Here is a 16,556-nt window from a genome sequence, read left to right as displayed (position 1 = left end):
CTGGAGACGGTCTGGGGTTCCGGTTGGTTCCCGAAACTTCCCTATCTTATTATTTCTTAACTTTTGTTCTTGTTCTGCACAATAGGAGTGACCCCCATGACCTCAAGAACTTCCCTTCTGATGACTGTGGCTGTCCTTTCGGGCAGTTGGCTTGTTCTTCCAGCGGCAGCACAATCTTCCGGGACGGCCCGGGTGCGGTCGGTGGTAGATGGGGACACCTTTTGGGCGGACTTGAACGGCAGGCCAACCCGTTTCCGTCTGGCCTATGTGGATGCGCCGGAGCTGACCCAAGGGCGCTGGGGGCGGCTATCCCAAGAGGCTCTGCAAAACTTGCTCCCGACGGGATCCCTGGTGCAGGTGGATACCCTCTATGTCACACCGGAAGGGCTTCACATTGCCCAGGTGTACAACGCCGATGGTTTGGTGAATTTGGAGATGTTGCGCCAGGGTCAGGCGGTGGTTTACGAGCGCTTTTTGCACGGGGCCAATCGGCAACGCTACCTAGAAGCCCAAGAGGCGGCCCAAGCGGCGCGGTTAGGCTTCTGGCAGCAACGCAATCCGGTGATGCCTTGGGAGTTTCGGGAGACGGCCACGCAAACCTCGGCCTTTGCGGGGGTCAATGTTTTGGATGGTTCTTTGATTCGTGAAAATCCGGCGGCGGCTGCGGGTGTGGGGATTGCTACTGCGGTGGTGATGGTGGGTCTGAGCAAGGTGCTGTGGAGAAAGCCCAGCCGACAGAGGGTGAGCATCCGGCAGATGGAGCGGGATCTGAAACAATTGCAGCGCAGCCTGACCACAACCCTGGCCAGTCGCAAGCAACTGGAACGGCGGTACGACGAAATTTTGCAAAAGGCCGAAGATTGGTTTGTCAGGGCTGAGAAAGCCAGCCAACAGAACCAGGATGACCTTGCCCGCGAGGCTTTGGTTCGGCGCAACCAGCACATGAGCGCAGCAGAAGCGGTTCGCAAATCTTTGGATGAAGTTGAAGCACAGGTGGCAACCCTTCGCGAAGGCATTTCCCGCCTGGAAAGCCAGATCTCGATGGCCAAGCTGGAGCGGGAGATGAACAACTGACGCGAACGCAACCATGCCCAACTCCTCTTTTGCGTCTTTTGCGCTAGAGGAGGGGATCTGCGCACTTGGGCTAAGGCAAGGAGGGGGGCAGGTTTTGCAGGATGGTGCGGACAACTGCTGCTGAGTTGAGCGCTGCTGTTTGAAAAAAGCTCAAGAAATCCGTATCGTCCCCTGCATCGCTAACCGAGCGCACCAGCAAACAAGGGATCCCGGCTTCTTGCGCTACTCGCACCACGGCTGCCCCCTCCATCTCCACCACCAAAGCGCCGGTGCGTTCTCGGATTTGTCGGCGTAGGTCTGCGTCGGCCACAAACACATCGCCGGTGGCCACCAAGCCTTGATGAATGACGGGATCCCGGCCTTGTAGGGGGTGGAGAGGGATCCGCTCGGGATGGGCCACAATCAGGTCGTAGAGGGCGCTATCGGCCTCGGCCAGTGGGTGGCGCAGCTCTGGGATAAAGTCGATCCCCAAGACAAAGCCCTCGGGTCGTCCGGTGCCAAAGTCGTGCTCGATCGCCGCATGGGCCAGCACCACATCTCCCATGTGCAGGTGATCGGCCAAGGCCCCGGCCACACCGGTAAAAATGATCCCCTGCAAAGGGAAATGGGCCACCAACAAAGCCGCTGTGGTTGCCGCCCGCACCTTGCCCACCCCACCTTGTACCACCACCACCGGTTGCCCCGACAGGGATCCCTGGTGGAACTGTCGCCCCAGATGGGTATGGATGGAGCAGGTTTCCATTGCTGCGGTGAGCATGGCCACTTCCTCGGGCAGGGCTCCAAGAATACCAATGGCTTTCTGGGGGAGATGAGATGGAGATTCCATAGAGCTTCCCTCAGGTTCTTCGAAAGACTTTTGAACAGGCTCTCTCTCCAGTTGGCGGGGGGGATCGCTTGCCCTCACCTGTCCGGCCACTTAGTGAACCATTGCCAACGGTTTCATTCTCGCCTGAGTTGAGGATCCCAAAGCGATGACCGGATAGGTCGGAGTCTTAGGCGGTATAGCGGTATAGTTGAGGTGGTTGGATAGGGAATAGGGGAAAGATCATGGTTTACAGTGAGCCGCTCATGAGCACCTTTAACCCTTCGCCAGAGGTTTTTCCAGAGCCCCTTCGCTGCGTTGAGGTTGTCTCGGCGGTGGTTTCCAGCCTCAAAGAGGATGCGGCCTACGAAAACCATGAGCAAGGTCACACCTGGAAATTCACCTACGGCACGGCAGAAGTGTTCGTCCATCTGAGCGGCGAATCGCCAGAAGACACTCTTTTGGTATGGTCTCCCGTTCTCTCTCTGCCGGTGGCAGAACCGGCCAAGCTGATGCAGAAGCTCCTGGAGAAGAATTGGAGCGACACCCTAGAGGCGCGCTTTTGCATCTGGAACAACCAGGTGGTGCTGAACCACTACCGCACCTTGGAAGGGATCACAGCGGGCGAAATTTCCCGGGCCATCACCATTGTGGCCAGCTTGGCCGATGAATACGATGAGCCCCTCCAGGCCGAGTTTCCCAAAGTTTAGGGTCTGGCTTTGCCGGGATGGGATCCCAGGGATACTGGCTCCCCTACCGCGTGGCCTCTGGGGCCCGGCAAATGGAGCAGGATGCCTGGCTTCTGCAGCGGCTGCGCCATGACCCTCACCCCTGCCTGCGCTTTTATGGCTGGGATCGGCTCACCCTCTCGCTGGGGCGGCACCAGGTTTGGCCAGATCCCCTGCCAGGGATCCCGATTGTGCGCCGACCCACGGGGGGAAGGGCGGTGCTCCATCAGGCGGCTGAGGATGCAGCAGAGCTGACCTACAGCTTGGTGTTGCCCCTTTCTTACTTGCAAGCCAGGTTGCCCAGTTTGCAGCGGGCCTGGGTGTACGACTTCTGCTGCCGCTTTTGGGTGCAGGGGTTGGCGGAGCTGGGTATTGCCATAGATGGGCCTGCTTTTGCTCGCGGCCAAGGCCACCAAGATCCCGGCTACCGCAACAAGACCAGTTGCTTTGCCTCCCGTACCCGTGCTGACTTGAGCTGGCAGGGCAAAAAGCTGATGGGCAACGCCCAACTGTGGCAACCTTGGGGGATCCTGCAACAGGGATCCCTCCTATTGCAACCCAATCTAGAGCTGTGGGAACGGTATCTGCCCGGCTCGCAGGTGATTGGTATCTACGACATTTGCCCCACGGCGCCAGGGATCCCTGCTTTGATCGAACATTTTCTCCAGGCCGCCCGGGAGTGCTTTGAAGTGGAATGGCAAGAAGAAGCCTGGCTCCCTTGGCCGGACTGAGGGCCGGTTGCTGTTAACAATTACTAGCAACAAGAAGCGGCTTGTCTCAACCGTTCCCCAACTCCCCTCTCTCCCTGGGAAAAGGACTGCCAGTCTAGCCGAGACAGCTGTGCTAGAACCTAGGCAGCGCTCAGCCAGGTAAGCCATGCCGAAAGTTTGGGCGGCAGTTTTGCTAGTTGTATCCCTGCTGCCGCAGCCCGCTTGGGCCATTACCCTTGAACAAGTGCCCAACCCCCGCCGTCAGTATGGAGGGTGGGTTTCCGATACCGCCAACATCCTCAGCAGCAGCACCGAAAACGAGCTCAACCGTCTTATCACTCAGCTTGAGCAGCGCACCAGTGCCGAGATGGCAGTGGTTACCGTGCCGAATACTCAGGGATATGCAACACCAAAAGACTTCACCACGCAGCTATTTAACTACTGGGGGATCGGCAAGGCAGGCCAAAACAACGGGGTTTTGTTTCTCATCTCGGTAGGGGATCGGCGGGTGGAAATCGAAACGGGCAGGGGCCTGGTCGCTATCCTCCCCGACAGCCGAGTCCAGCAGATTATCGACCAGCAGATCCTGCCTCGGTTTCGCAATGGGGATTTTGATGGCGGCACTCTGGCGGGGGTGCGGCAGTTGACCTCGGTGTTGCAGGGCCAGCCCGTTGCAAATGTTCCTGCGGCAGCTTCTGGAGTTACCACCTCAACGATTGCAACTTCTTCTGGGGCAGTGGCCCAGGGCATTGATTCTTCCCTGGTGGAAGGGATCCTGCTGCTGCTGGGGATCATCATTTTGGGACTGGGGTGGCAGCGCTCTCGCATGCCCGTCTCTCTAAGGGCTGAGCGAGGGGGAAGACAAGTCCTCTCCCTGACACGCAGAGATCCAAGAACAGGTGCTGTGCTCTCTTCGGTTCAGAGCGACCCCATTCGTCTCTTCCTCTATTCGGGATCCCTCTGCCTTGGCGTGTTCCTAGGATTGTCCAGCGGCAACTGGCTGGGGTTCGCTCTGCCGGTTGTGGCTGCTATGGCCACTGACGGCACCTTGGGCCGGAAGCGTGGGATCCCTTTTCAGCCAGTGGTCTGTCAAGCCTGTGGTCGACCCATGCGACTCATCCAGCCCCAGCTTCTGGATAAGTACCTTCCCCAAGAGCATCGCCTGGCCAGGAGCCGCGGCAGAGCTCGCTACTACGGCTGGTTTTGTCCTACCTGTCAAGGAATAGCTGTGGTTGTGCGCGAAGGCACGCTCTCCCGACACCTTTACTGCCCTCGGTGCCAAGCCCTCACTTTGGATCTCTCCACGGAGATCCTTGTGGAGGCTACCTATTCCCAGAGCGGTTTGAAGCGGGAAATCTTTAGCTGCCCTTTGTGCTCCTACCGCACTGAGCGAGAGGTGGTCATCCCCGAGCTCAGCCACACAAGCGATCGCGACACAAGCGATTGGCACACAAACGATAGCAGCAGAGATTCAGACTTCGGTGGCGGCAGCAGCGGAGGTGGCGGAGCGGGCGGCAGTTGGTGAGACCCAACTCTAGAGATTTCTCTATCGATCTGAAAAAGGAGTCGGGCTTCTCTTAAATCCGCCAGGACAGTACAGTGGTAAGGGAGCAGCAATAGAAACTGGCTAAGGACGGATCTCTCATGACCCTCGGAGAAGGCGTACAACTGGTTACGTTTGTGGTGCTATCGGCGATGGCCATTGGCTTCGCGCTAGGCGTGGTTTGGGCCCCCAGCATTGTCTATTCCGGTTTTCTGCTCGGGGGCGTTTTCCTGAGCATGGCCGGGTTGTATCTCCTCTTGAATGCCGATTTTGTGGCCGCAGCCCAAGTTCTGATCTACGTCGGCGCGGTTAATGTGTTGATCCTGTTTGCCATCATGTTGGTGAATCGGCGCTACACCTTTGCCCCCCTGAAGCTGGGCTGGCTGCGCAACGGAGTGACGGCAGTCGTGTGCTTGGGGTTGTTTGCCCTTCTGACGGCGATGGCCCTGAATACCCCCTGGCAGTTAGAGCCAATCCAACCCATGAGCAGTGTTTTGGTGATGGGTGGGCATTTCTTCAGGGAGTATCTGTTGCCTTTCGAGCTGGCCTCTATCCTGCTGTTGATGGCTCTGATCGGTGCTATTGTGCTGGCGCGTCGAGAGTTTGTCATTCCCCAAGCCGGAGAAGGGGATCTGAGCTTGCTGGAGCGGGCCCGACCCCAGCTTGAATCGGAGTCGGAACGGCAAGCAGAGCTGGTGAGCACCCGCTAAAGCTGACTGCTCTCGGCCATAAAACCTAGAGCTTTCCCGAGGCCCCTGTCATTGTGTATCTACATGGAGCTCATCGCGATGTTGCAACTGCAGTTTTTCTTGGTGGTGGCAGCGGTTCTTTTTTGTATTGGCATCTACGGCCTGATCGTCAGCCGCAATGCGATTCGCGTGCTGATGTCGATTGAGCTGATGCTCAATGCGGTGAACCTGAACTTCATGGCTTTCTCCAACTTTGTCGATTCAGCGATGATTCGCGGCCAGGTGTTCTCGGTGTTTGTCATCACTGTGGCGGCTGCCGAGGCCGCAGTGGGCTTGGCCATCGTGTTGGGGATCTACCGCAACCGCGCCACTATCGATATGGAGAGCTTCAACTTGCTTAAGTGGTAGCCTTTTTCCGTTGCTTATTTTGCATCAAGGCAAGGCTAGCAAGCTGAAGTCAAGTGAAGCCAGAATGCCTAAGTAAAGGAAAAGGATAGAGGGGTCAAGTGGTAATTTTTTCTGGGAAAAATAGGAGGGTGGCGAGAGATTGTAACCAGTATAGTCATTTTAAACAGGGATGAAACATTTCCGTTGTATTGCTTTCTAGCTCCCCTCTCCTCTGGGAGCGGTCACGGAGGCGAGGCGGAACGCTTGGGGAGTGTCCCAGTCTAGTTTGGAATGACTATAATTTGTAATTTTTTACAGAAAGAGGCGTTTTTCAAAAGCTGAGCTGGCACTTGTTCTCTCGTTTTAACAAGTTGGCCAGAAACTTCTTAAGCTTTCTCTACTCTGTAGGCACGCTCTTCTGGATCCAGCTGATCCAGCTAGACCAGGGCATGGGGTAAGACTACTCCAAGATCCTATTCTCCCTCGGGGGGTGCTGCCGCCTCAGAATCCAAAATGGCCCCTGCTCCGTAAGAGTCAATATCGATGGCCTGGGATCCACCGGCAGCCAACAGAGCCATCAGGGATCCCAACTGCCACCACACCAAGCCTGCCGTGCTCAACACTAGGATCCCACCGACGCAGGCGGCCAAGGCCATAGACAGGCCAAACACGTTCAGACACGCGGCCACAAACCCAGAGGTAAACAGGCAGCAGAGACTGTAGGTGAGGATCACCCCAGGAGTGCGGTAGCGAATTTGCGCTTGGCTATCCCGGTTGAGCTGCCAAAGGGCCACCTGGTATTCCAAATTGTCCTTGAAAATGATGCCAAAGATAACAGCAAAAAAGCTGAATAAGGCGATGGCAGAGTAAATGGGGGGATTGACGAAGGGATCAGAAAGGGATTCCATAGGGCTGACCTCGGTTTGGGATCCAAGTCCTTAGCTTAACACTTCTTAGCATCACAGAAGATGTCTAGCAGGTCAATGTCAACAACACAACCGATAACGCCAGACCCAGTTGGGGCATGATGAGAACTGGTCGGGTATCACCTCATCTGCAAAAGGGCTGTAATCTGAGATGGGGGCTAAGAGCAGTAGGATGTTCGACAAGGGGCTGTAGCTCAGATGGATAGAGCAAGCGCCTCCTAAGCGCTAGGTCGGCGGTTCAAGTCCGCCCAGTCCCGCTTCCTCAAGCCGCCAGACTCCTGCCTGGGCAGGTCAACGATAGAGGTTGCAGGAGTTGTGTAGGTTGTAGCCGGAGACCAAAACCTCTTGCTGGCGATCCCCAAGGCCGATGTCACAGCGCAGGGGATTCCCACCAGCAGCTGTGTAGGTGTGAGACTCCGTCATCCAACGCATGCCAGCTGGGCCAGGAGTGGGAGGAACAACTTCGGGGAGACGATAGTTGGGGGCTTGCCAGGGATCTTGCAGATAACGATCCCCTTGGATCCCTCCGAATTGAATATCGGCGTAGCTGGAAGGATAAACCGTAAAATCCATGCGGAAGATTTCTGAAGCGCGGCCAATGGTCGCCAAAGCTGTTTGGGCTTCAGCAACTCTGGAACGGCGAATGTGGTTAAGCAGGTTGGGAATGGCCACCGCGCAGAGAGTACCGACAATCACAATGACCACCAGCAACTCGATCAATGTCATGCCACGAGGAGCCGCAGTGGCCAGACGGAAAAGGATTCTCCTGAGATAGACTTCATGAAGGGAAAACCGATTCATGACAGCCTCAGCCCCACTTTGGGAGAAATCAGGCACCCGGCTAAACCCGAAGGATCTTGCCCTGGTATTCAAGCCTTTTCTTGGTCTCAGGTTACCCTTCGCAGACCCAAAACTTTCCTCATCAAATCATGTGAACTCCTGAATCCAAAACCCCACTGGATATCAACTGTAGGTAAATTTTTTGTAAACTGGCTTCAAGTTTTAAGGCCAGATAAATCTGAGTTCACTGTGAACTGTTTTCGCGGCTGTCTATGGGGTGACACTGCCAGTTGCTACTGCCCCAAACTTTTTATGTGTTACCCATTTTTGGAACAGCAACAGATGAATTTTTGCCTGTGGCTATCTCAATCCTATGGACGGGAATGTCAGACTTATGGTCATTTCGATTCAAACCGGGGCACTGACCCACGCCTAAAACCTTTACTTTCAGAGCGGCGGGAGCTTTGGCAGGATGAGTACGTTGTTCTCAGCCCCCTGTTGGGATGGGGCAATACCCCGATTAGCCCAAGATGTCTATACAGCGGCGAATCAATACCTCACTCATGCGTTGGCGGTAAAGGGCGCTGGCCCGAAAATCCGCGATCCAGCCGTGGGCTTGCTCTGCCAAAAGTTGGGGAAGATGTTCTGGATCGGGCCGGGATCCCATCTGGATCAGTTGTGGGGGTGAAAGGGCAGCATTGAGTCCGAAGCGATAATCGCCTGAGTCGGGATCGCGCGATCCGGCAACGATCACCAAGGCGGGATCCGTTTGGGTGATGCCGAGCCGCTGAAAGGTGCTGGGGCTGCGCAGGCGTTGGGCCGGGATCCAATCGCAAGGCTTCCCCCGGCTGCAGCAGAGTTTGTTGGGGGCCGGTTTGAAAGTCCTGAGCGGGGATGTGGCGCAGGGATCCCTGCAGATCGATCAGCGTGTAGGTGGCCTCAAGGGCGATCAACACGGGTGCTACGACACCGACACTCAGGGCCAGGCAGAGATTTCCCCCTATCGTTGCCAAGTGGGCCACCTTAAAAGAGGCCAAAGACGCCATTCCCTCGCACAGGGCGCGGATCCCTGGCCAATGGGGTGGCCAATCGTATTGCAACAGTTGCTGGAAGGTACAGGTTGCCCCCAGTTTTAACCCTTCTGCACTGATTTCCAGCTCGTTCCAGTCCAGAGGATGCAAATCGATCAGTCCCCGCAGGTGGGGTTGCGGCTGTGAGAAGAGCCAAGTCCCCCCGGCCAGCCAGTTCCAGCCGGGATCCCATGCGGTCAAGTCCTCAAGCTGTTGGGGACGAATGTAGGTGTGCAGATGGTGCAGATCCATCGGTTCTCTCAGGCGCTGAAGGGAATCAAGGGGTTGTAGCTTCGCCCCAAAAACCCTGGGCAGGGATCCAGACTGCAGGCTTCAGGGGGCTAGAGAGCTTCCTGAAAGCATTGGGCGAGGGCCTGGCATAGCTCAGGGACAACATCAGCAGGCCAAAAACCTTCTCCGCGCCGGCCTTGATGCAATTGCACGTAGAGGCCCCAGGCGGTGGCGCTGCCGCTGGCAATCAACGTCAAAGCAGGGCAAGTCTGCTCCAGCGTAATGCTCTCCTCCGCCATCAGTTGGGAGGCGATGGCCTCCATATCCTGCTGCAGGCGCTGCACCCCCTGCACAAACGCTTGCCACTCCTCCTGAGTGAGCTCCAGCGCCCAGGCTTCTCCCCCCACCAGCGCAACAAAAGGGGAACGGGTGGGATCCCAGCCCAGCCTCCAGCCGGATCCCTTGTGCAAAGAGGGGCGGCGTCCCGCCGTGGCGATTGGGAACCCGTCGTCGGGAACAGACATGCGAGGAAAAGCATCCATGGTGCTGATACATTTACGCTGAACACTGCTGAACATCACTGTTCAACTATGCAGCGATAGCATTCTGTTTGTTTCCAACCAGAATGGCGGTATCCCGCAAAGCTTTGAGTAGAATACCCAAAGCGCAGTTTCCGTGTCGTCTTACTACCAATTTTCTGCTTTGCTTTGGCTACCATGTTGGCAGACTCGAAAGTAAACAGAAAGATCAACTGGTAGTAATCCGTACTGAACATATTATACATTATTTTCAGTATAGTTGAGCTTATTATTGACTAGAGTCATGCTCCCCACCGCTAACGCAACCGCTGCAGGTAGGCCAAAAAAGATGGGGGTAAAATCGACAGGGTGTGTTTTAGGATAAAGCGGCCATGGCCAGTTGTCAGGCTCTCACTGCCAAACCCCGTCGGTTTTTAGGGGCTCCGTCCCGCTGGCGCAAACAGAGCACCCTCATTTCCGGCTTGGGCCTGTTGCTGGCGGCCTTAGCGCTCCATGCCGCCGACGCAACCGGAGTTCGTGAAGAGACCTTGGCCACGGCAGCCACCCCCGAAAACCCAATCCTGCATATAGGCATTTTGCAACGCTTTGGCCGTTCTGAGACGGATCAAGTGGAGCTGGCGGCGCCGACGGGATCCCTTCTCACCCTGGAATTCCCTCAAGCAGACGGCAGCACCCAGACCCAGCGAACGCCTCGGGTCAGCATCGGCATTGTCAATCGCGCCCTGACCACCCCGGAAACCGTATACCGTCTAATCCTCAGCAGCCACAAAAGCTTTGAGAGTGCCGAGGCCAATGCCAACCATTGGCAGTCTCTGGGCATCAGCACCGAGATCGCCCAGCCGCAAGAATGGCAGGTGTGGGCCAACCGCGCCTACACCCCGCAACAACTGGCCCAGATTCAGCAGTATGCCCAGAAAGAAGGGATCCCCCATGTGCGGCTCGAGGTGCAGGAGCGACGCGAACGGGCGGAGCTGAGCTGGGTTCATGAACACTTTCGCTACCACCGCACCCGCCTCAGGGTGACCTCTGATGCCGGCTATCTACGGGTGAACGACCACTACTATGCCGGATCCATCACCTTTCAGCCCAATGCCTACGGCAGCTACACTGTGGTCAATGCCGTGCCTCTGGAAACCTATTTGCGGGGGGTAGTTCCCCACGAGGTGGGGCCAGGGGCCCCTTTTGCCGCGATGGCCGCCCAGGCGATTTTGGCGCGCACCTACGCCCTCAAGAACCTCCACCGCTTTCAGGTTGACGATTATCAGCTCTGCGCCAATACCCATTGCCAGGTTTACAAGGGATTGACCGGAACTCACCCACGGGCAGACGAAGCCATTCGCCAGACCAGCGGCCTGGTGCTCACCTACAATGGCGAGCTGGTGGATGCTGTCTATTCCTCTACCAATGGCGGCATCTCGGCGGCCTTTGAAGATGTTTGGGACGGGGATCCGCGCCCCTACCTACGCCCGCAAGCGGATATTGCCCATCAACCGGGTAAGCCCCTGGATTTGCGGCAGGAGAGCAGCTTCCAGGCGTTTTTGGCCCAACGAGAGGGCTTCAACGAAGCAGGGGTATCCCGCCTATTCCGCTGGGAGTTCTCCCTATCTCTGGAGGAGCTGAACACCCAGTTGCGCGCCGGCCAAGACTACCTAGGGATCCCGATGCCCACCTGGAGCAGCATCGCGGGGATGCAGATCCTGGAGCGCTCCGCCAGTGGCCGGGTGCAGGTGATGCAATTGGACTTGCAGACGGCAGAAGGGATCCGCTCGATTCTTTTGCGCAAGGATCAGGTACGCTTGGCTTTTCCTCGCCTGTACAGCACCCTGTTTCGGATAGAGCCTCTGAAACAAGGGGAGCGATTGGCAGGCTATCGCTTCATCGGTGGCGGCTTCGGCCATGGGGTGGGCTTGAGCCAGTACGGCTCCTATACCCTGGCTCGGCAGGGGTTTAACGCGGCGCAAATCCTCGCTTTTTACTACCCCGGCACCACCTTGGCCCCGCTGGGATCCCTATCCTTGCAGTTGCCTGCCGCCTCAGCAGCCTACTCTATCCGCTAGAGGTTGGGTGAAAGTTATGGCCGTGAAGGGATCCCAGCTTGCTTGCAGAGATCACGCCGGTTCTCTTCTGCCCGTCCAGGCCAGGAGATGACAGACTTAGACTTGGAGTACCCGCTCAAAGTTATCTCGTCAAATCCCCATGAGTTCTCGCTACCTGCTGCCCCCCGCTGAACCCAAGTCTGTCGGTACTGCCTATATCCTCTGGGCGTTGGGCATCTTCGGGATCTGTGGCGTCCATCGCCTCTACCTGGGCAAGACCGGCACAGGCGTTCTCTGGCTGTTCACCTTTGGCCTGTTGGGCATTGGGCAGTTGATTGACCTGTTTTTGATCCCAGGCATGGTGGAGAACTACAACTTCAAGCTGGCCGTCCTGCAGGGATCCCGACCCTCCCCATCCCCAGCTTCCTCTCGCGACAGCGGGACAGAGCCTTTAGAAGAGCTACGAGAGCAGAGCGCCGGATCTTCCCACTCTCCTCCAGACGGGAGGGATCCCTCCCCTGAGGGACAGGGATCCATTGGCGACGGCGGGACAGAGTCCTCCGCTGCTGCAGCAGAAGGGGAATCGGCGCCCGGTCGTGTCAGCAGTGGGGAACTGTCTGCGATCCCGGCTGCCCCGCCAGGGTTTAAGTCGGGGTTTGTGGGGCTGATCGGGCGGCCCAATGTGGGCAAGTCCACCCTACTCAACGCCCTGGTGGGACAAAAGATTGCCATCACCTCTCCCGTGGCCCAGACCACCCGCAACCGCCTACAGGGGATCCTCTCCCTACCCCAAGCCCAGATCATCTGGGTGGATACCCCTGGCATCCACAAACCCCACCACCGCCTGGGGGAAATCTTGGTACACAACGCCCAGGCAGCCATTGCCGCTGTGGACGTGATCCTCTTCGTGGTGGATGGATCGGTGCCGGCAGGACGCGGGGATGCTTTTATTGCCGAGCGGATCCCTGCTGCTTCCCCCTGCCTGATCGTCTGCAACAAAGCGGATCTGCTTCCTCGGGATGCTGCCGTGCGCCAAGCTCACCAAGAGAGCTACCAAGCCCTGCGCCCCGGCGCTCCTGTCGTTTGGGTGTCTGCCTTGGATCCCAGCAGTTTGACACCCCTGATCCAAGCCACCATCGATCTGCTGCCCACCGGCCCCTACTACTACCCGCCGGATCTGGTGACGGATCAGCCGGAGCGGTTCATCATGGCGGAGCTGATCCGAGAACAGGTGCTGCTGCAGACCCGCGAGGAAGTGCCCCATTCCGTGGCCGTGACCATCGACCAGGTGGAAGAAACCCCCAACGTCACCCGCATCTTGGCCACCCTCTATGTAGAGCGGGACTCGCAAAAGGGGATCCTCATTGGCAAAGGAGGGGAAAGGCTCAAGCAGATCGGCCAGGCAGCCCGCCTGCAGATTCAAAAGCTGATCCTGGGCAAGGTGTACCTGGAGCTGTTTGTCAAGGTGCGGCCCCACTGGCGGCGCTCTGAGCACCTTCTGCGCGACTTGGGCTACAGCGCTACGTCCCCCTAGCGGGAATAAGCCATTTGCGTCAGCAGGACGGAGTTCTTATGCCCCCCTCTCCCCTTGTGGGTAGGAGACTGGGGTATTTGCGCGAGCAGCACGGCGTGCCTGGGGGGAATGCTGCAAAAATGCCTTAAAAATGCCTTGGATCTGCTTGGAATAGATGCCGGATGGGATCCCTGCGTTAGCTTGGATAGCAAAGCCTCTGGAGTCCCACAGCAGTTTTTCTTATCGCTGCTTTGCCCCATGACCGCTTTCTATCCCGCTACTGTTCAACCCGGCGCCCGCACCCTGCCGGGCCACTACTACGTCTCCTCCAGCCGTTTTGAGGCGGAGATCGAGCGGATTTTTTATCGGCAGTGGTTCTGCGTGGGGCGCAGTGCCGATCTGGCCCAACCTGGAGACTTTTTGCAGGTGCAGGTGCTCAGGGAAAGCCTGATCCTGGTACGGGATCCCAAGGGGCAAGCCCATGCCTTCTTCAACCACTGTCGCCATCGAGGAACCCGACTCTGCAGCGAGCTCCAAGGCCATTTTGCCGATGGGATCCCTTGCCCCTACCACGCCTGGCGCTATGGGCTGGATGGACAATTGTTGGCGGCTCCCCAGATGCACGAGGTGGAAGACTTTCGCCGTGAAGATTATCCCCTCCACTCCGCTGCCTTGGCAGAATGGGAAGGCTTCGTCTGGGTCAACCTCAGCCGCAATCCTCAGCCCTTCGATGAGGTTTTTGCCCCATTGCAAGGTCGTTTCCGAGAGTGGAACCTGTCCGCTCTGCGGCGAGGTCATCGTATTGAATACCACGTTCAGGCCAACTGGAAATTGCTGTTTGAAAACTACTCTGAGTGCTACCACTGCCCCCTCATTCACCCGGAATTGGCCCGTCTTTCGCCGGCTCGCAGCGGTCGCAACGACCTGATGGAAGGCCCCTTTTTGGGCGGCTACATGTTGCTCAATCCAGATGTGACCAGCCTAAACATGAGTGGCCAACGCAGCTTGCCCCTGATCTCCACCGTGCGAGGCGAGAACCAACGGCGGGCCTACTACTACACCCTTATGCCCAATCTATTCTTGAGCCTGCAGCCGGACTATGTCATGACCCACACTCTGTGGCCCCAGGGATCCGACCGGACGCGGGTTGTCTGCGATTGGCTGTTTGAGCCGGAGACCTTGGCGCTGGATGGTTTTGATCCCAGCGAGGTGGTGGAATTGTGGGATCGCACCAATCGACAGGATTGGCACCTGTGCGAGCTCACCCAGCAAGGGGTGGGATCCCGTGCCTATGAAGCAGGGCCTCTTTCCCATGCAGAAGGGTTGCTGCAAGCCTTTGGGCGGGAATACCGCCGGCAGATGCAGGAGTTGGAAGAACAAAGCTGCTAAAAAAGTGTTAGGGACAGAGGGTTTTTGTTGATTGGGTTGCCGTTGGCGTTGTTAGGACGAAGTTCTTTGTAAGGTGCTTTGGGCTGAGGTTAACCACAATGTTGCGACTGTACGGGATCCCAACCTCCGGAAATTGCTACAAAGTGGAATTGCTCCTCAAGCAATTGGGGATCCCCTATGAGACGGTTGAAGTCAACTCCAGGGCCGGAGAAAACCGCCGCCCCGAGTACCTGGCCAAAAACCCCCTGGGCCAGATCCCGGCTTTGGAACTGGAAGATGGAACGGTCTTGGCCGAGTCCGCCGCGATCTTGGTCTACCTGGCAGAAGACACCCCCCTCTACGGCCAAAACAAGTTGGAACGGGCCGAGATTTTGAAGTGGTTGCTTTTTGAACAAACCCGCATTGCCCGCTACATCGCCACCACTCGCTTCTGGGTGCGGGCCGGCCAAGCAGAGGCCCATGCTGACGTGATCGCCCAGAACTTGAAATCTGGAACAGAGGCGCTGGAGATCATGGAAGGCCACCTGCAGGGGAAGGTGTTTTTTGTGGGCAACCGCTACACCATCGCCGATCTCGCCCTTTTTACCTACACCCATGTGGCGGAGCAGGGCGGGTTTGACCTCAAGCCCTTTCCTCAGATCCGAGCCTGGTGTCAGCGGGTGAAAGCCACCGACCGCTTCTTCCCCCTACCCGGAGCCTAGAACGCCTTCCGCTAGTTGCTGGCTCCCTCCATGCCCTGCAGCAACTGGCCCAGATACCAAATATCAACCTCGCTGGCCACTTCCCCCTCAGCCAAGAAGGGCGTGCCATCTTGGAAGTTGAGCGGCCCCTTGAAGAGCTGAATGCTGCCATTCCCCAAGCCAGCAATAAACTCCTCCAGCTTGGCCTTGTCTTCCGGCTTCAGGGCTTCTCCCATGATGAACCCCGCCGAAGACGTGTCCGGGTTGTTGATGTCTGACCAGTCGATGGGCGGACGTAGGAATTGGCTCTCGAAGGTGCCCGCGCGAGCTGCCTCGATCAATTGCTTGTATCCTGGCCCCCAGTTGTAGTAGGAAACCCCCAGGCAAATTTCGGGCGCAAAGTTACAACCGCTGGCCAGGCCGTAGTGGGTGTAGCGCACTCGCTTTCCGGCCTCAGCAGCCCGCTTGCCTTGTACCGCCGCCTCCGGCGTATCCAACCCCGACATCACCACATCAAAGCCGCTGTTGTAAAAGTCATCGGCAACCTTGCTTGGATCCAAAGTAACCCCTGGAATGTTGAACCAGAAGCCAATCCAGGTCACCCGGAACTGCAACTCTTCAGGACGATCTCGGTAAGTATCCCAGCAGTATTTGGCCCCCAAGTAAGCAGCAGCAGCGTAACGGCGGGTTTCATCGTTGATCAGAGGTCCCAATAGGCCAATTTTGCCGGTTTCGGAGCCCAGGGCTGCAGCACAGCCGGCCACCATGCGCATCGCTTCCATCTGGGGCATGATGTTGGCCAAGTTGGGCAGATCGATGTAATTTTTCCCTTCCTTCCAGGCCATGTCCCCAGAAGCATGGATAACTGCGATCTCAGGATGCTTGCGGGCCGTTTCAATCGCGTCGTCTTTGTGGTCATCAGAAGTAAAGATGATAACCTTGGCCCCTCGGGCGATCATGTCATCCGCCACCTGGGAGGCGCGCACATTGGGCCGATCCGCCGGGTTCACCTTGTCCAGGTAGTCAAACTGGAGGCCGGGCAACTTGGCCTTGACATATTCGCTGCCCTCCACATGGGCCTGGCTCCAGCCGCCATCCTGCATCGGCCCCACCAGCACCATGCCCACTTTGAAGGTCTCCTGCGCCGTTGTGGGGGTGGATCCCAGTAGAGCGGCGACTGCCAGGCCAATAGCCCAGCCTCTCGAGGGAGAAAAAGCGCGGGTAAGATTCCAGTTCACAGGCAGCTCCAACAGAACAGGGATCCAAAGCCGGAAGACTACATCCATCATCGGGATCCCGCTGCAGATCGCTGTATCTGAGAATACAAAAAGGCGCTTGGCAAACGACGTGGAAGCCAGCAGGGGCTCAGCTAGAAATCGCAGGAGCCCCGCACTGTACCCGTAGGGTCAGTGTCGGGAGGAATGCGGAAGTTATGATAGAACCATGACCCAAGTCCTGA

At 57.4% G+C, this 16,556-nt stretch carries 16 protein-coding genes, 1 tRNA gene and 2 pseudogenes; 12 read left to right on the top strand and 7 right to left on the bottom strand.

What is annotated here, in order from left to right; all coding sequences use genetic code 11:
* The first annotated feature begins 96 nt into the window (after positions 1-96).
* Complete coding sequence (locus ACVWYY_RS11310) at positions 97-1,074, top strand: PspA/IM30 family protein (protein WP_011432908.1); 978 nt, start codon at positions 97-99, stop codon at positions 1,072-1,074.
* A gap of 70 nt (positions 1,075-1,144) precedes the next feature.
* Here ACVWYY_RS11310 and ACVWYY_RS11305 read toward each other — a convergent pair whose 3' ends face one another.
* Positions 1,145-1,900: a 5'-methylthioadenosine/adenosylhomocysteine nucleosidase gene (locus ACVWYY_RS11305; protein ID WP_457402708.1), complete on the bottom strand. Its 756-nt coding sequence runs from the start codon at positions 1,898-1,900 to the stop codon at positions 1,145-1,147.
* Between the two features lie 221 nt (positions 1,901-2,121).
* On the opposite strand from ACVWYY_RS11305, the gene ACVWYY_RS11300 reads away from it, so the two are divergent.
* The 5 genes from ACVWYY_RS11300 to nuoK all read left to right on the top strand — a co-directional run bounded on the left by ACVWYY_RS11300 (position 2,122) and on the right by nuoK (position 5,954).
* Positions 2,122-2,586: a YbjN domain-containing protein gene (locus tag ACVWYY_RS11300; protein WP_414328810.1), complete on the top strand. Its 465-nt coding sequence runs from the start codon at positions 2,122-2,124 to the stop codon at positions 2,584-2,586.
* A gap of 17 nt (positions 2,587-2,603) precedes the next feature.
* A complete protein-coding gene (locus ACVWYY_RS11295) occupies positions 2,604-3,335 on the top strand; it encodes a lipoyl protein ligase domain-containing protein (RefSeq protein ID WP_457402709.1) in 732 nt (243 codons plus the stop codon).
* A gap of 145 nt (positions 3,336-3,480) precedes the next feature.
* Positions 3,481-4,839: a TPM domain-containing protein gene (locus ACVWYY_RS11290; protein WP_457402711.1), complete on the top strand. Its 1,359-nt coding sequence runs from the start codon at positions 3,481-3,483 to the stop codon at positions 4,837-4,839.
* Positions 4,840-4,958: 119 nt separating this feature from the next.
* Complete coding sequence (locus ACVWYY_RS11285; RefSeq protein ID WP_414342577.1) at positions 4,959-5,567, top strand: NADH-quinone oxidoreductase subunit J; 609 nt, start codon at positions 4,959-4,961, stop codon at positions 5,565-5,567.
* 81 nt (positions 5,568-5,648) lie between these two features.
* Complete coding sequence (nuoK, locus tag ACVWYY_RS11280) at positions 5,649-5,954, top strand: NADH-quinone oxidoreductase subunit NuoK (RefSeq protein ID WP_041437244.1); 306 nt, start codon at positions 5,649-5,651, stop codon at positions 5,952-5,954.
* A 452-nt stretch (positions 5,955-6,406) separates the two neighbouring features.
* Here the strand turns inward: nuoK and ACVWYY_RS11275 are convergent, their stop codons facing one another.
* Complete coding sequence (locus tag ACVWYY_RS11275) at positions 6,407-6,841, bottom strand: hypothetical protein (protein WP_011432900.1); 435 nt, start codon at positions 6,839-6,841, stop codon at positions 6,407-6,409.
* 201 nt (positions 6,842-7,042) lie between these two features.
* Between ACVWYY_RS11275 and ACVWYY_RS11270 the strand changes: the two genes are divergently transcribed.
* Positions 7,043-7,116, top strand: a tRNA-Arg gene (locus tag ACVWYY_RS11270).
* A 34-nt stretch (positions 7,117-7,150) separates the two neighbouring features.
* On the opposite strand, the gene ACVWYY_RS11265 is transcribed toward ACVWYY_RS11270, so the two are convergent.
* The 4 genes and pseudogenes from ACVWYY_RS11265 to ACVWYY_RS11250 form a co-directional block, all read right to left on the bottom strand.
* A complete protein-coding gene (locus tag ACVWYY_RS11265) occupies positions 7,151-7,660 on the bottom strand; it encodes a type IV pilin protein (RefSeq protein ID WP_457398702.1) in 510 nt (169 codons plus the stop codon).
* 536 nt (positions 7,661-8,196) lie between these two features.
* Complete coding sequence (locus tag ACVWYY_RS11260; RefSeq protein ID WP_457402713.1) at positions 8,197-8,961, bottom strand: FAD binding domain-containing protein; 765 nt, start codon at positions 8,959-8,961, stop codon at positions 8,197-8,199.
* 89 nt (positions 8,962-9,050) lie between these two features.
* A complete protein-coding gene (locus tag ACVWYY_RS11255) occupies positions 9,051-9,482 on the bottom strand; it encodes a DUF1818 family protein (RefSeq protein ID WP_457402715.1) in 432 nt (143 codons plus the stop codon).
* A 46-nt stretch (positions 9,483-9,528) separates the two neighbouring features.
* Positions 9,529-9,712: pseudogene (locus ACVWYY_RS11250) on the bottom strand (hypothetical protein); the annotation flags it as partial.
* A gap of 138 nt (positions 9,713-9,850) precedes the next feature.
* Here ACVWYY_RS11250 and ACVWYY_RS11245 point away from each other — a divergent pair.
* From ACVWYY_RS11245 to ACVWYY_RS11225, 5 genes and pseudogenes are all read left to right on the top strand, one after another.
* Positions 9,851-11,536 carry a SpoIID/LytB domain-containing protein gene (locus tag ACVWYY_RS11245; protein ID WP_457402717.1) on the top strand — a complete coding sequence of 562 codons (1,686 nt, stop codon included), beginning with the start codon at positions 9,851-9,853 and terminating at the stop codon, positions 11,534-11,536.
* Between the two features lie 139 nt (positions 11,537-11,675).
* Positions 11,676-11,849: pseudogene (locus ACVWYY_RS11240) on the top strand (TM2 domain-containing protein); the annotation flags it as partial.
* A 279-nt stretch (positions 11,850-12,128) separates the two neighbouring features.
* Complete coding sequence (era, locus tag ACVWYY_RS11235; RefSeq protein WP_414417179.1) at positions 12,129-13,049, top strand: GTPase Era; 921 nt, start codon at positions 12,129-12,131, stop codon at positions 13,047-13,049.
* 237 nt (positions 13,050-13,286) lie between these two features.
* Entirely contained in the window at positions 13,287-14,417 is a 1,131-nt protein-coding gene (locus tag ACVWYY_RS11230; protein WP_414409420.1) for an aromatic ring-hydroxylating oxygenase subunit alpha, read from the top strand.
* Between the two features lie 98 nt (positions 14,418-14,515).
* A complete protein-coding gene (locus ACVWYY_RS11225; RefSeq protein ID WP_414421759.1) occupies positions 14,516-15,118 on the top strand; it encodes a glutathione S-transferase family protein in 603 nt (200 codons plus the stop codon).
* Between the two features lie 11 nt (positions 15,119-15,129).
* Here the strand turns inward: ACVWYY_RS11225 and ACVWYY_RS11220 are convergent, their stop codons facing one another.
* The gene (locus ACVWYY_RS11220) at positions 15,130-16,383 is read right to left on the bottom strand and encodes a BMP family lipoprotein (protein ID WP_457440579.1); all 1,254 of its coding nucleotides are present in this window, start codon (positions 16,381-16,383) and stop codon (positions 15,130-15,132) included.
* Positions 16,384-16,556 lie beyond the last annotated feature (173 nt).

The sequence above is a fragment of the Thermostichus sp. MS-CIW-34 genome (genome assembly GCF_054060435.1).
This window is presented reverse-complemented; position numbering and strand designations above follow the sequence as displayed.

What these genes read in the sequence shown, in the direction of transcription:
- ACVWYY_RS11310 (WP_011432908.1), top strand. Translation starts at nt 97, where the DNA reads ATGACCTCAAGAACTTCCCTTCTGATGACTGTGGCTGTCCTTTCGGGC.
- ACVWYY_RS11305 (WP_457402708.1), bottom strand. Translation starts at nt 1,900, where the DNA reads ATGGAATCTCCATCTCATCTCCCCCAGAAAGCCATTGGTATTCTTGGA.
- ACVWYY_RS11300 (WP_414328810.1), top strand. Translation starts at nt 2,122, where the DNA reads ATGGTTTACAGTGAGCCGCTCATGAGCACCTTTAACCCTTCGCCAGAG.
- ACVWYY_RS11295 (WP_457402709.1), top strand. Translation starts at nt 2,604, where the DNA reads ATGGGATCCCAGGGATACTGGCTCCCCTACCGCGTGGCCTCTGGGGCC.
- ACVWYY_RS11290 (WP_457402711.1), top strand. Translation starts at nt 3,481, where the DNA reads ATGCCGAAAGTTTGGGCGGCAGTTTTGCTAGTTGTATCCCTGCTGCCG.
- ACVWYY_RS11285 (WP_414342577.1), top strand. Translation starts at nt 4,959, where the DNA reads ATGACCCTCGGAGAAGGCGTACAACTGGTTACGTTTGTGGTGCTATCG.
- ACVWYY_RS11275 (WP_011432900.1), bottom strand. Translation starts at nt 6,841, where the DNA reads ATGGAATCCCTTTCTGATCCCTTCGTCAATCCCCCCATTTACTCTGCC.
- ACVWYY_RS11265 (WP_457398702.1), bottom strand. Translation starts at nt 7,660, where the DNA reads ATGAATCGGTTTTCCCTTCATGAAGTCTATCTCAGGAGAATCCTTTTC.
- ACVWYY_RS11260 (WP_457402713.1), bottom strand. Translation starts at nt 8,961, where the DNA reads ATGGATCTGCACCATCTGCACACCTACATTCGTCCCCAACAGCTTGAG.
- ACVWYY_RS11255 (WP_457402715.1), bottom strand. Translation starts at nt 9,482, where the DNA reads ATGGATGCTTTTCCTCGCATGTCTGTTCCCGACGACGGGTTCCCAATC.
- ACVWYY_RS11245 (WP_457402717.1), top strand. Translation starts at nt 9,851, where the DNA reads ATGGCCAGTTGTCAGGCTCTCACTGCCAAACCCCGTCGGTTTTTAGGG.
- ACVWYY_RS11230 (WP_414409420.1), top strand. Translation starts at nt 13,287, where the DNA reads ATGACCGCTTTCTATCCCGCTACTGTTCAACCCGGCGCCCGCACCCTG.
- ACVWYY_RS11225 (WP_414421759.1), top strand. Translation starts at nt 14,516, where the DNA reads ATGTTGCGACTGTACGGGATCCCAACCTCCGGAAATTGCTACAAAGTG.
- ACVWYY_RS11220 (WP_457440579.1), bottom strand. Translation starts at nt 16,383, where the DNA reads ATGGATGTAGTCTTCCGGCTTTGGATCCCTGTTCTGTTGGAGCTGCCT.